Source organism: Streptomyces sp. NPDC028298 (assembly GCF_055565895.1).
Genome location: NZ_JBVHTL010000009.1, coordinates 208,247 through 221,567, shown reverse-complemented (window position 1 = coordinate 221,567; position 13,321 = coordinate 208,247). Strand labels below are relative to the sequence as shown.

The window sequence follows — 13,321 nt, the reverse complement described above, 5'->3', positions numbered from 1 at the left end:
CGGCGGTCAGGGGGCCGACGGTTCCGGGGGCGCGAGCACGAGCAGGGCCGTGCCCGCCTCCACCTGGGCGCCCGGGCGGGTGAGGATCCGCTGGACCACGCCGTCGATCGGCGCGGGGACCCGTGATTCCATCTTCATCGCCTCCAGCGCGAGCAGCGGCTGCCCCGCCGTGACCTGTTCGCCCGGGGCCACGTTGAGCTGCCACACCGACGCGGCGAACTCGGCCTCGATCAGCCGGCCGCCCGCCGGGACGCTCACCTCGACGGCCGGCGCGGGGGCGCTCCGCGCCGCCTCGGCACGCGTGAACTCGCCCGCCGCCTCCCAGGCGTCCCGCTCGGCGGAGAACGCGTCGCCCTGCCGGGACCGGAACTCCGCGATGGACCCGGCGTTCTCGGCGAGGAAGGCCTCGTACGCGGCGAGCGAGAAGGTGCCCTCCTCGACGCGCGGCACGAAGCGGCCGGAGATGATGTCGGCCCGCAGTTCGAGGAGTTCGTCGGCCTCCACCGGGTACCACTTGATCCGGTCGAAGAAGCGCAGCAGCCAGGGCGAGCCCTGCTCGAACGCGCCGCGCTGCTGCCAGGGCGACCACACCTGGGTCGTACGGCCGACGAACTGGTAGCCGCCGGGGCCCTCCATGCCGTAGACGCACAGGTAGGCGCCGCCGATCCCGACCGAGTTCTCGGCGGTCCAGGTGCGGGCGGGGTTGTACTTCGTGGTGACCAGGCGGTGCCGGGGGTCGAGCGGGGTGGCGACAGGGGCACCGAGGTAGACGTCGCCGAGGCCGAGGACGAGGTACTCGGCGTCGAAGACGGTGCGGTACACGTCGTCCACGGAGTCCAGGCCGTTGACGCGGCGGATGAACTCGATGTTCCACGGGCACCAGGGGGCGTCGTCGCGGACGCCGGCCATGTAGCGGGCGATGGCCTCGCGCGTGGCCGGGTCGTCCCAGGACAGCGGGAGATGGACGGTGCGGGAGGGGACGACGAGCCGGTCGCTCGGGGGGAGGGCGCGAACGGTGCGCCGTACGGTGTCCAGGAGTTCGCGCTGGGGGAGCCGGCGCGGGTCGGTCTGGATCTGGAGCGAGCGGATGCCCGGGGTCAGATCGGTGACACCGTCGAGACCGGCCGCCGCGACCGCCTCCATCAGCGCGTGGACCCGCATCCGCAGCGCGAGGTCCAGTTGCATGGGGCCGAATTCGACGAGCAGGTTGTCGTCGCCGCTGCGGCGGTACGTCACGTCGCCGTCCCGGGCGAGCACCCCGCCGTCGACGATCGCGGGCCGCGCGGAGCCGTCGTCGGCCAGCGGCGCGAAGCGCACGGTGTCTCCGGGGCGGAGCTGGCCGAGCTTCCAGCGTTCCGTGCTGACGACGGTCGCCGGGCACACGAAGCCGCCCAGGGAGGGGCCGTCCGGGCCGAGCAGCACCGGCATGTCGCCGGTGTAGTCGACGGCCCCGACCGAGTAGGGGGTGTCGTGGATGTTGGAGGGGTGCAGGCCGGCCTCGCCGCCGTCGGTGCGGGCCCAGCGGGGCTTGGGGCCGACGAGCCGCACTCCGGTGCGGGCCGAGTTGAAGTGGACCTTCCAGTCGGCGGCGTAGAAGTCGTGGATGTCGTCCTCGGTGAAGAACTCCGGCGCGGCGTGCGGTCCTTCGAGGGCCCCGATCCGCCACGCGGCGGTGAAGCCGGGACGTTCGGCGGGCGGCACGGGTGTCCCGCGTCCGGTGACCGTGCCGCCGTGCAGGATGTCACCGGTCCGCAGGGTCCGGCCGCCGTGGCCGCCGAACCGGCCGAGGGTGAACGTGGCGGCGCTGCCGAGGAAGGCGGGCACATCCAGGCCGCCGCCCGCGAACAGGACGTAGGTGCGCAGACCGTGGCCGGTGGGCGCCCCCACCTCCAGCACCGCTCCGGCCGGGACGGTCACCGGCTCCCACTGGGGGGCGGGCGACCCGTCCACGGTCACCGGCGCGGGTGCGCCCGTGACGCAGACCGTCGTGGCGTGGGTGAACCTCAACGCCGGTCCCTGCAAGGTGCATTCGAGTCCGGGCGCGCCCTCGGGGTTGCCGAGGGCGCGGTTGCCGAGCCGGAAGGAGAGGTCGTCCATCGGTCCGCACGGCGGCACCCCGACCTGCCAGTAGCCGGTGCGGCCGGGCCAGTCCTGCACGGTGGTGAGCGTGCCGCCGGACACGACCTCGACACGTGGGGTGGGGTCGCTCACTCCGGCGAGCGTGGCGGTGGAGTGCTCCGCCTCCCGGAAGGCCGGTTCGGCGAGCGCGGCCCGCACCAGGCCGAGGTTGGTCTCGATGCCGTCCACGCGGGTCGCGGCCAGTGCCTCGTCGAGGCGTTCCAGGGCCTCGGCCCGGTCCGCCCCGTACGCGATGACCTTCGCGAGCATCGGGTCGTAGGAGGTGGTCACCTCGGTGCCGGTCTCGACCCAGCCGTCGACGCGGACCCCGCCGGGGAACGCCACCCGGGTCAACAGGCCCGCGCTGGGGCGGTGTTCGCGCGAGGGGTCCTCGGCGTACAGCCGGGCCTCGACGGCGTGTCCGCGCGGTGCGCCCGGTTCCCGTACGACGTCGGACTCGCCCCGGGCCAGCCGCAGCATCCAGGCGACCAGGTCGACGCCGTAGATCTCCTCGGTGACCGGGTGTTCGACCTGGAGGCGGGTGTTGACCTCCAGGAAGTAGGCCTCCTCGCGGGCGGCGTCGTAGACGAACTCGACGGTTCCGGCCGAGCGGTAGCCGACCGAGGCGCACAACTCGCGGGCGGCGGAGGCGAGCCGGTCGCGGACGGGGGCGGGCAGGCCGGGAGCGGGTGCCTCCTCCAGGACCTTCTGGTTGCGGCGCTGGAGCGAGCAGTCGCGGTCGCCGAAGGTGACGACACGGCCCCGGCCGTCGCCGAAGACCTGCACCTCGACATGGCGGGCGTGCTCCACCAGGCGTTCCAGGAACACCCCGGCCGAGGAGAAGGAGGCCGCCGCGACGCGCTGCACCCGGTCCCAGGCCTCCGACAGTTCCCCGGCGGACCGACATGCCGACATACCGATTCCCCCGCCACCGCCGGTGGCCTTGAGCATGACGGGGTAGCCGATGCGGGCGGCCGCCGCCAGGGCCTCGGGCAGGCCGGGGAGCAGTCCCGTGCCCGGTGCCAGTGGTACCCCGGCGGCCTCGGCCGCGGCCCGCGCCGTGTGCTTGGCGCCGAACAGTTCGAGCTGCTCCGGCGTGGGCCCGACGAACACGATCCCGGCGTCCTCGCAGCGGCGGGCGAACGCCGCGTCCTCGGACAGGAAGCCGTATCCGGGGTGGACGGCCTCGGCCCCGGTGTCCTTGGCGGCCTTCAGGACCAGGTCCGCGTCGAGGTAGGACTCCTTGGCGGGGGCGGGGCCGAGGCGTACGGCCTGGTCGGCGAGGCGGACATGGGGTGCGGCGCGGTCGGCGTCGGAGTACACGGCGACGGTGCGCAGGCCCAGTTCGCGGGCCGTGCGGATGATGCGGACGGCTATCTCGCCGCGGTTGGCGACCAGGAGGGTGTCGAAGCTCATGCGGAGTCCCCGATCGTCATCGCGACCGCGGTCGGCTCGAAGCCGTTGCACGGGTTGTTGATCTGGGGGCAGTTGGAGACGAGCACGATCACGTCGCGGTCGGCGCGCAGGGTCAGCCTGCGCCCCGGGGCGGAGAGGCCGTCGACGATGCCGAGGGTGCCGTCCTTCTCGACGGGCACGTTCATGTACCAGTTGATGTTCGACACGAGGTCGCGCTTGCCGAGGCCGTGGCGGGAGCCCTCCGCGAGGAAGTTGTCCACGCAGGCGTGCTGGACCCAGGTGTGGTGCCCGTAGCGCAGGGTGTTCGACTCCTTGGAGCAGGCGCCGCCGACCGTGTCGTGCCGGCCGACCTCGTCCTCGGTGACGGTCATCAGCGGGGTGTGCTCGTTCGACATCAGCACACTGCCCGTGGTCAGGAAGATGTTCCCCTGGGCCTGGAGGGTGTCGGGCGCGCTGTAGCGGACGGCGGTGTCCGCGGCGTCGTACACGAGGAAGTCGACGGCCTGGTTGCCGTGCAGGTCGGTGACGGTGAGCGTCTGGCCGGCGCGCAGGAGCGCGGACCAGGCGGCGCGGGCCGGGACGGTGGCGTGTGTCATGCGAGCCCCCTCGTGGCAAGGAATTCGGCGGTGTTGAGGAAGGCGCGGCGGCCCTCGGGGGTGGCCTCCCACAGCGGGTCGCCCGCCGCGGTCGGCCGGGCGCGCCAGGCCAGCACCTCCAGGGGGGTGCTCGTGTAGGCGGGGCGCGGGTCGGCCGGGTGCGGCACGTTCGCGATCAGCACGGTGACGTCCTGCTCGGCGCGCAGGGTGACGGCGGCGCCGGGTCCGGCCGAGCCGGTGAAATCGACCGAGCCGTCGTCGCCTATCGCCACCCCCTGGAAGAGGGAGAGTGAGGGCGGCAGATCGCGGGGCGTGAGCCCGTTCTTGGCGGCGGCCAGCTTGAACAGCTCGCGGCCGGCCGGGGACGCGGACTGCGGGGTCCCGTCCCCGTAGCGCTCGGTGTTGCGTACGAGCGTGGAGGTGCCGCACAGGGCGTCGTGCCGGCCGGAGGTGTCGGCGACCAGGGACGCGAGCACCCGGCCCTGGTCGGAGAGGAGCAGCCGCCCCGCGCCCAGGTAGGCGTTCCACTGGACCTTGACGGTGTCGGCGACGTTCAGGCGCTCCCACGGCCGGTCCGCGACGTACAGCAGAAGGTGGGCGCAGGCGTCGCCGGCCAGGTCGGTCAGGCGCAGTTCGGTGCCCCGGGCCAGCACCTTGTGCGTGTAGTTGCCGCCCGCCACGGTCTCGGCCCACACGAGCGGGCCCGCCTCGGGCGGCGGGGCCGGCCAGTCGTGCGCGGGGACCACGGGCATCGCCTCGGCGCGGGTTCCCTGCTGGGCGCGGGCGTGATCGCGTGCTCCGTGCGTGGTCGCTGTCGCCATCGCGGGTCCTCCGGCTCCTCGGTCATTTCTGTCGCGCGACAGAAATTAGGCGCGGGGTGGGTCGCGGCCGTGTCCCGTGTGTTGCCGGGCGGTTACCTGTCCCTCACGGGGGCCGCGCCGCCGCCGAGGGGCCGCGCGCGCCGCGGCCCGGTGTCCGCCGTGCGCCTCGCGGCGCCCCGCCCGGGGCGCGTCGGGTGTGCGAGGATCGAACACATGGGAACGGGTGGCGGACGCAGGGTCGGCAGGCCCCGGGCCGCGCAGCGGCCGGACAGCGGGCTGTCGCCGCGCGCCGAACTGCTGGACGCGGCCGCCGAGTTGTTCACGACGCGCGGATACGCGGCCACCACCACCCGGGCCGTCGCCGAGCGGGCTGGCATGCGCCAGGCGTCCATGTATCACTACGTCACCGGCAAGGAGGAGTTGCTCGCCGAGCTCCTGGAGTCCACGGTCACCCCCTCCCTGGCGTACGCCCGTGAGCTCCTCGCCGACGACACGGCGTCCGCGGAGGGCCGGCTGTGGGAGCTGTGCCGTACCGACGTGGAGGTGCTCTGCGGGGGGCCGCACAATCTCGGCGGTCTCTATCTGCTGCCCGAGGTGCGCACCGAACGCTTCGCCGGCTTCCATGCCGTGCGGGCCGAACTCAAGGACACCTACCGCCAGTTGCTCGCCGCCACCGCGGCCGGAGGCGCGCTGGCCAAGAGTGAGCTCGATCTGCGGACGGATCTGCTGTTCGGGCTGATCGAGGGCGTCATCCTCGTGCACCGCTCCGATCCGCAGCGCCCGGTGTCCGCCTTCGCCGAGGCCACGGCGGACGCGGCGCTGCGCATCGCCGGGGTCTGATCCCTCACCGCCTCACCGCCTCACCGCCTCACCGCCTCACCGCCTCACCCACTCGTGGCCACACCGTTCGCATGCCCGTGCGTCCTCACGCAGCGTGTGCGAACGGGGGCACAGCGTGTAAATGGGGCTGAGGGTACTCCAGTCTTATGGGCGGTTTCAGGTGCTTGCTGAATATGACACAGCGTTGATCCGGTCGGACTAAGCTCGCCCGCGGCGCACCGAGTTGAGGCTTATTCGTGCGCTTGTTCCCAAAAGTTCCGAAGATCTGGTTTGACCCATGCCGATCTATGCCGATTCCCCCACAAACCTCCCCCACCCCCAGCCGACTTGTCTCAGAGGGCATACATGGTGAGTGTTCAATCGCCTCCCGGTGACAGTGAACTTCCCTACGCGCGCGTGCTGTTGCTGCCGGCGGTGCTGATGGCGGTGGCGACCGGCGCCGCCGTCGCCGTCGTGACCGAGCCGGCCCGGGGCGCGGTGGCCCTGTGCGGCGGCTTCGCCACGCTGCTGGTCATCGCGATCGGCGGCGAAGCCGTCCGTCGCGGCCGCGTCGCCCGTGAACTGCGGGCCGACTTCGCGCGCCGCACCGCCTCCCTGGAACAGCGCCTCGCCGCGCACGATCAGGAGATCGTGCACTTCACCAGGGAAGTCCTGCCGTACGCGATCGACCGGCTGCACGAAGGGATCTCCCCGTCGGAGGTCATGCGCACCCTGGGCCGCGACCACCCGGAGTTCGGCGAGATCCCCGCGTCCCGGAAGGACCTGCTGAAGAAGCTGCTCAAGGTCATCGACGCCGAGGAGTCGATGCGCGACGCGGCCCAGCGCTCCTTCGTCAACATCGCCCGGCGCGTCCAGGCCATCGTCCACCAGCAGAACAACGAACTCCGCGAGATGGAGGAGGACCACGGGCGCAACCCAGAGGTCTTCGACGACCTGCTGCGCATCGACCACGGCACCGCGCTGATCGGCCGGCTCGCCGACTCCATCGCCGTGCTCGGCGGCGGCCGCCCCGGACGCCAGTGGCCCGAACCCGTACCGCTGTTCAGCGTCCTGCGCGGCGCGATGTCACGCATCCTGGAGTACCGGCGCATCGAGCTGCACAACATCGTCGACATCGCCGTCAACGGCGTCTCCGTCGAACCGCTCATCCACGCCCTGGCCGAGCTCCTGGACAACGCCACCCGGTACTCACCGCCCCACACCAAGGTGCACGTCACCGCGATCGAGGTGCAGACCGGCATCGCCATCGAGATCGAGGACGGCGGCGTCAGCCTCAGCGACGAGGCCCGCGGCAAGATCGAGGAGATGCTCCGGCTGGCCGCGGCGGGCGTCGACCCGAACACCATGGGCCAGGCGCCCCGGCTCGGGATGGCCGTCGTCGGACGACTCGCGCAGATGTACAACATGCAGATCTCGCTGCGGCAGTCCGCGTACGGCGGTGTCCGCGCCGTCCTCGTCGCACCGCGTGCCATGCTCACCACCGACTTCGCCCCCGGACTCGCGCACGGCATCGGGGCCAGCTCCGTGGCCGGCATCGACAACGGCGGCGTCGAGGGCCCCGCGCGCAAACCCAAGAAGCGCAAGCCGACCACCGGCCCCCGCATCCCCTCGTCCAGCGGCGACCCCCTCGAGGACGACGTCCCGGTCGTCACGGAGTGGACGCCGAACGGTCTGCCGCAGCGCCGCAGCCGCATGAAGGTCCCGCTCAGCCAGCGGTACGCCGAGGCCCGCGCGGAACAGGAGGCCGCGGAGGCCGCGGAGGCCGCCGCCTCCTGGCAGCCCGACCCCGCGCCGCAGGAGACGGAGCCCGAACCGGGACTGTGGGTCGAGGCGTTCATGAACGGGCTCAAGGGTGACCCGGACCCGACCGCATTCAGCACGGACAGCCGGCCGGGCCCGGCCCAGGCCGACGACGAGGGGGACCTCAAGTGATCCAGCAGCGAGCCAACTTCGACTGGATGCTCAAGGAACTCGCCGACGGGGTGCCCGGCATCCAGCAGATCGTGGTGCTCTCCGCCGACGGACTGCGCATCGCCCGCTACGGCGGCGACCCGGACGCGGCCGACCGGGTCGCCGCGGCCTGCGCGGGCCTGCAGAGCCTCGCGGGAGCCGTCGCGAGCGAGATCCCCAAGAGCGACGGCCGGATGCGGATGGTCATCATCGAGATCAACGGCGGCTACTTCTACCTGATGTCGGCGGGAGCCAACGCCTACCTCGCCGTCCTCGCCAACCAGACCGCGGAACCCGGGCTGATGAGCAACCGCATGCGCGACCTCGTCGTCCGCATCGGCGCCCATCTCACCAGTCCGCCGCGCCGCAACGGGCAGACCGTATGAGCCCTCCGCAACGCCGACGGCGCCAGCCCAGGGAGCGGCCCCCCGAACCCCCCGCGCCCCCCACCCCCCTCACGGGCCCGGACGGCACCGCGGGGGAGGGGGAGGAGGGCCAGGGCGAACCGAAGGCTCCGGAACGCCTGTACGTCCTGACCGGCGGCGGTGAGGGCGGCGACCGGGCCGAGGTCGACCTGGTCACGCTGGTCGTCGCCCGTCCGGTCACCCCGCCGCCCGCGACCCAGCCGGAGCAGTCGGCGCTGCTGCGGCTGTGCAGAACCCCCCTGTCCGTGGCCGAGATCTCGGCCTATCTCAATCTGCCGTTCAGCGTGGTGACCGTCCTGCTCACCGAGCTGCTGGCGGCCGAACTGGTGCAGGCGCGCGCCCCGATCGTCCGTCAGGCGCTCCCCGACCGTTCCCTCCTCGAAGCGGTGATGCATGGACTTCAAAAGCTCTGACACCGTCACGGGCCCTCGCGCCGAGGACCACCTCCCGCACGCCGCGCAGGCGGCGGTGAAGATCGTGATCGTGGGCGGCTTCGGAGTCGGCAAGACGACCATGGTGGGCTCCGTCAGCGAGATCAAGCCGCTGACGACCGAGGAGACCATGACGCAGGCCGGCATCGGCGTCGACGACAACTACGGGTCCGAGACCAAGACCGCCACCACCGTGGCCATGGACTTCGGCCGGATCTCGATCACGGACCAGCTCGTGCTCTACCTGTTCGGCACGCCGGGCCAGGAACGCTTCTGGTTCCTGTGGAACGGCCTGTTCGAGGGGGCGCTCGGCGCGGTCGTCCTGATCGACACCCGCCGCCTGGAGGTCAGCTTCGACGTCATCGGCCGCCTGGAGGAGCGCGGCGTGCCGTTCGTCGTCGCGGTCAACGACTTCCCCGACGCGCCCCGGTACCCGGTCGAGGACCTTCGGACCGCGCTCGATCTCGCCGAGGAGATCCCGATCGTGCGCTGCGACGCCCGCCGCAGGGCGTCCAGCCGGGACACCCTCATGACCCTGATGCGCTTCCTGCATTCCCTCGCGACGACGTCGGCGCGCCGCTGAAAGCCGTACGGTGAAACGGCATCCGTACGTCAACTGCCTATCCACAGAACGTACTTGAGCTTCGGAGCGATCATTGTGACGACCGAATCCCATTCCCCGGCCGGTACGGAAGAACCCGCGTTCGGCCCCCCGCCCGGCTGCCCCGCCCACGCGATGGGCCCCGGCGTCGGTCCGGGCGGACTGCGCCGCCTGTACGGGCCCGAGGCGGAGGACCTGGGCGCGCTCTACGAGAAGCTGCGGGCCGAACACGGCGCCGTCGCACCCGTGTTGCTGCACAACGACGTACCCATCTGGGTGGTCCTCGGCCATGCCGAGAACCTGCACATGGTCAGCACGCCCGCGCACTACGCCCGCGACAGCCGGCTGTGGACCGCCGTCCAGGACGGCACGGCGGGAGCGGACCATCCGCTCGCCCCCCACATCGCCTGGCAGCCCATCTGCTCCCACGCCGAGGGCGACGAACACCTCCGACTGCGCGGCGCCGTCACCGGCGCCATGTCCACCATCGACTTCCGCAGCCTGCGCCGCTACATCAACCGCGCGACCCAGCGCCTGGTCAACGCGTTCTGCCCGCTCGGCAAGGCCGATCTGGTCGGGCAGTTCGCCGAGCATCTGCCGATGTCCGTGCTCTGCGAGATCATCGGCATGCCCGAGGACTACAACGACCGCATGGTGCACGCCACCCGTGACCTGCTCAAGGGCACCGACACCGCCATCGCCAGCAACGAGTACGTCATGGGCGTGCTGACCCAGCACACGCTGCGGCGCCGCGCCGAGCCCGAGGACGACTTCACCAGCCACCTCATCAACCACCCGGCCCGGCTCACCGACGACGAGGTGGCCCAGCATCTGCGGCTCGTCCTGCTCGCCGCCTACGAGGCCACCGCCAACCTCATCGCCAACGTGCTGCGCATGCTGCTCACCGACCCGCGCTTCCGCGCCCAGCTCAACGGCGGGCAGATGACCGTGCCCGAGGCGGTCGAGCAGTCCCTGTGGAACGAGCCGCCGTTCAGCGCCGTCCTCGGCTACTTCGCCAAGCAGGAGACCGAGCTGGGCGGCCAGCGCATCCGCAAGGGCGACGGACTGCTCTTCGGGATCGCGCCCGGCAACGTCGACCCCCGCATCCGTCCCGACCTGGCCGCGAGCATGCAGGGCAACCGCTCCCACCTCGCCTTCGGCGGCGGTCCGCACGAGTGCCCGGGACAGGACATCGGCCGTGCCATCGCCGATGTCGGCGTCGACGCCCTGCTGTTGCGCCTGCCCGACGTCGAACTCGACTGCGACGAGAGTGAACTGCGCTGGCGCAGCACCATGTCCTCGCGCCACCTCGTCGATCTGCCCGTGCGCTTCGAGCCCAAGCCGACACAGGAGGTCACCCAGCGGCCGTCCGTGCGCGCCCTGCCCACCCCGCGGGCCGCCTGGCAGGTGACCACCGAGGACGCCGCCGCGCCGGTCGCGCCCGCACCGCTGCCCAAGGCCCCCGAGCAGGCCCCGTCCGCTCCCGCGCCCGCCGCCCGGCCCGGCGCCTGGCAGCGGCTCCTGCGCTGGTGGCGCGGTTACTGATCGTCGGTGTTCCGGCCCGACCAGGTGTCGTACGCGGTCCACGCCTCCAGCGTCCGCCCGCTGACGAACCGATGGGCCCGGCCGGTGACCGGATCGGTGAACTCCAGCGCCCGCGCCAGCAGTTGCAGCGGACGCCGGAAGTCACCGGCCGGCACCGGCCCGGTCACCACCGGGTACAGCGGGTCGCCCAGGATCGGTACGCCCAACGCGCTCATGTGCACCCGGAGCTGATGGGTCTGTCCGGTGCGCGGTGTCAGCCGGTACCGCCCGAGACCGTCGCGGTGCTCGACGAGGTCGATCCCGGTGACCGCGTTCGGCTCGCCCGCCACCTCCTGGGCGGCCATCACCCCGCGCTCCTTGAGGATGCGGCTGCTGACCGTGCGCGGCAGGCCCAGAGCGGTGTCGTACGGCGCCACGGCCTCGTACTCCTTGCCGACCAGCCGGTCGCGGAACAGCGACTGGTACGCGCCGCGCTCCTGGGGCCGTACGGTGAACAGCACGAGCCCCGCGGTCAGCCGGTCGAGCCGGTGCGCCGCGCCCAGTTCCGGCAGTTCCAGCTCCCGGCGCAGCCGGGCGAGGGCGGTCTCGGCGACATGGCTGCCACGTGGTGTGGTGGCCAGGAAGTGCGGTTTGTCGGCGACCACGATGTGCTCGTCGCGGTACACGACGTCGAGCGGGAACGGCACCCGCTCCTCGTGCGGCAGTTCTCGGTGGAACCACAGGAACAGCCCCGGGGCGTAGGACTCCTCGGCCGTCAGCGGCCGTCCGTCCGCGAGGACGATCAGCCCCTCGCCGATCATCGCGTCGATGACCCCGTCGCCCGCCGCGAGCCGTTCCACCAGATATGCCCGCGCCGTGGCCCAGCTCCCCTCGCGCGGCAGTCTGATCCGCACGGGGTCGACCCCGTGGCGCTGCGGGAGGGGAGCGGGCGGGATCCGGGGCTTGCGTCTCACCCGGTCAAGCGTACGAGGCCTCGGCGGCCTCGGGCGCCGCTGCCTTCGCCGACCGCGCCTCGAACGCCCGGTAGGCGGTGCCCACCACCAGCGTCACGCCGAGGAACAGCAGGGTGAACCAGCGGAAGTACCAGTGCCCGCCCGCCGGGTCGTACACCGCGGCCCGCGGCCACGCCAGGTTGACCGCCATGAAGAGCCCGTAGGCGAGGGCGAGCGCGTTGACGGGGACGCCCCAGCGGCCCAGCGAGAAGAGCGGGGCGCCCGTCTCGTCGGTGCCCTCCGCCGTGAAGCGCCCGCGCAGCCGGCGCACCAGCAGAGGGCCGGTGACCATCGCGTAGGCGAGGTACAGCATCACGATGCAGGTGGTCCCGATCGCCAGGAACGCGTCCGGGGAGGCGAAGTTCAGGAGCAGCAGGGCCGTCGCGAGGGCGCCGACGACCAGGGCGGGCGCGACCGGCATGCCGGTGCGCGCGTCGACCTTCGCGAGCCGGGCGGAGAAGGGGAGGCGGCCGTCGCGGGCCATCGAGAAGAGCATGCGGCCGGCGGCGGTCTGGATCGCGAGGGTCGCCACCGCGATGGCCACCACGACGTCGGCGAGCAGCGCCCGGCCGACCCCGTCGCCGAGACTGCTGGTCAGGACGTAGCTCAGTCCGTCGACGCCGAGCCGGCCGTCGGTCAGGCTCGGGGCGGCGAGCAGCCCGCCGAGCACGATCAGCCCGCCGAGCAGTCCGGCCGCGCCGAGCGCGGTGAGGATCGTTCGGGGAGCGGTACGCCTCGGGTGGTGGGTCTCCTCGCTCATCTCTCCGGCGCTGTCGAAGCCGATCATGACGTACGCGGCCATGAACGAACCCACCATCAGCGCCCCGAACAGGCCGGTGCCGCCGCTGCCGGTGTGGAAGGTGATGCCGGGGGAGCGCTCGGAGTGGGTGAACAGCAGCACGATGATCAGGACCGCGCCGATGATCTCGGCGGTGACGCCGATCCGGTTGACCGCGGACATCACCCGGTTGTCGAGGACGTTGACCAGCGTGGTCAGGACGAGCAGGACGGCGCCCAGGACGGCCGCGTTGGCGGCGCCGTCGGGGCTGGTCGGGGCCGGGTCGTCGCCGATGAGCTGGAATCCCGGCCAGATCGCGGGCAGGACCATCTGCAGCGCGAGCGCCGCCGCGGCGACCACGACGATCTGTCCGATCACCATGATCCAGCCGGCGAACCAGCCGAAGGAGGGGTTCGACAGGCGCGAGGACCACTGGTAGATCGCGCCGGAGATCGGATAGCGCGCGGCGAGTTCCGCGAAGCAGGCGGCGACGGCGAGCTGTCCGGCGAACACGGCCGGCCAGGTCCAGAAGAAGACCGGGCCGCCGAAGGAGTATCCGAAGGCGAAGAACTGGAAGACCGTGGTGAGGACGGAGATGAAGGAGAACCCGGCGGCGAACGAGGCGTACCGGCCGAGGCTGCGGTGCAGTTCCTGGCGGTAGCCGAACTCGGTCAGGGAGCGGTCGTCGGGCGAAGCGGGCGGATCGGGCCGTACGTCGGAGGGGGCTGTGGTGGTCACGGCGGCACCTGCCTTCGGCGCGAAGGGTGAGCGGGAAGGGCGAACAGGATTCCTGTCGGGTGACAGAAAT

11 protein-coding genes are annotated in these 13,321 nt (G+C 72.3%); 6 read left to right on the top strand and 5 right to left on the bottom strand.

What is annotated here, in order from left to right; translation table 11 throughout:
• Positions 1-6 precede the first annotated feature (6 nt).
• The 3 genes from ACZ4TO_RS33815 to ACZ4TO_RS33805 are packed head-to-tail and all read right to left on the bottom strand — an operon-like array spanning position 7 to position 4,951.
• Positions 7-3,534: a 5-oxoprolinase/urea amidolyase family protein gene (locus ACZ4TO_RS33815; RefSeq protein WP_468026218.1), complete on the bottom strand. Its 3,528-nt coding sequence runs from the start codon at positions 3,532-3,534 to the stop codon at positions 7-9.
• On the bottom strand, positions 3,531-4,130 hold the full coding sequence (locus tag ACZ4TO_RS33810; RefSeq protein ID WP_468026217.1) for an urea amidolyase associated protein UAAP2: 600 nt from the start codon (positions 4,128-4,130) through the stop codon (positions 3,531-3,533). The genes ACZ4TO_RS33815 and ACZ4TO_RS33810 overlap by 4 nt, the downstream gene beginning before the upstream one ends.
• Positions 4,127-4,951, bottom strand: a complete 825-nt coding sequence (locus ACZ4TO_RS33805) for an urea amidolyase associated protein UAAP1 (RefSeq protein ID WP_385042555.1) — start codon at positions 4,949-4,951, stop codon at positions 4,127-4,129. Before ACZ4TO_RS33805 ends, ACZ4TO_RS33810 begins: the two co-directional genes overlap by 4 nt.
• Before the next feature lie 213 nt (positions 4,952-5,164).
• On the opposite strand from ACZ4TO_RS33805, the gene ACZ4TO_RS33800 reads away from it, so the two are divergent.
• From ACZ4TO_RS33800 to ACZ4TO_RS33775, 6 genes are all read left to right on the top strand, one after another.
• On the top strand, positions 5,165-5,791 hold the full coding sequence (locus tag ACZ4TO_RS33800) for a TetR/AcrR family transcriptional regulator (RefSeq protein WP_355770996.1): 627 nt from the start codon (positions 5,165-5,167) through the stop codon (positions 5,789-5,791).
• Positions 5,792-6,136: 345 nt separating this feature from the next.
• A complete protein-coding gene (locus tag ACZ4TO_RS33795) occupies positions 6,137-7,723 on the top strand; it encodes a sensor histidine kinase (RefSeq protein WP_468026216.1) in 1,587 nt (528 codons plus the stop codon).
• Positions 7,720-8,127, top strand: coding sequence for a roadblock/LC7 domain-containing protein (locus tag ACZ4TO_RS33790; protein WP_382789139.1), 408 nt, complete (start codon positions 7,720-7,722; stop codon positions 8,125-8,127). The genes ACZ4TO_RS33795 and ACZ4TO_RS33790 overlap by 4 nt, the downstream gene beginning before the upstream one ends.
• Positions 8,124-8,579 (top strand): DUF742 domain-containing protein, encoded by a 456-nt coding sequence (locus ACZ4TO_RS33785; RefSeq protein ID WP_468026215.1) that lies wholly within the window; start codon positions 8,124-8,126, stop codon positions 8,577-8,579. Before ACZ4TO_RS33790 ends, ACZ4TO_RS33785 begins: the two co-directional genes overlap by 4 nt.
• Positions 8,560-9,180 carry a GTP-binding protein gene (locus ACZ4TO_RS33780; RefSeq protein WP_468026214.1) on the top strand — a complete coding sequence of 207 codons (621 nt, stop codon included), beginning with the start codon at positions 8,560-8,562 and terminating at the stop codon, positions 9,178-9,180. Before ACZ4TO_RS33785 ends, ACZ4TO_RS33780 begins: the two co-directional genes overlap by 20 nt.
• A gap of 75 nt (positions 9,181-9,255) precedes the next feature.
• On the top strand, positions 9,256-10,743 hold the full coding sequence (locus tag ACZ4TO_RS33775) for a cytochrome P450 (RefSeq protein ID WP_385042552.1): 1,488 nt from the start codon (positions 9,256-9,258) through the stop codon (positions 10,741-10,743).
• Here ACZ4TO_RS33775 and ACZ4TO_RS33770 read toward each other — a convergent pair.
• Both ACZ4TO_RS33770 and ACZ4TO_RS33765 read right to left on the bottom strand, forming a co-directional pair.
• Positions 10,737-11,696: an RluA family pseudouridine synthase gene (locus ACZ4TO_RS33770; protein ID WP_468026213.1), complete on the bottom strand. Its 960-nt coding sequence runs from the start codon at positions 11,694-11,696 to the stop codon at positions 10,737-10,739. The two genes, ACZ4TO_RS33775 and ACZ4TO_RS33770, sit on opposite strands and share 7 nt — an antisense overlap.
• A gap of 4 nt (positions 11,697-11,700) precedes the next feature.
• Complete coding sequence (locus ACZ4TO_RS33765; protein ID WP_468026212.1) at positions 11,701-13,251, bottom strand: amino acid permease; 1,551 nt, start codon at positions 13,249-13,251, stop codon at positions 11,701-11,703.
• Positions 13,252-13,321: the final 70 nt, after the last annotated feature.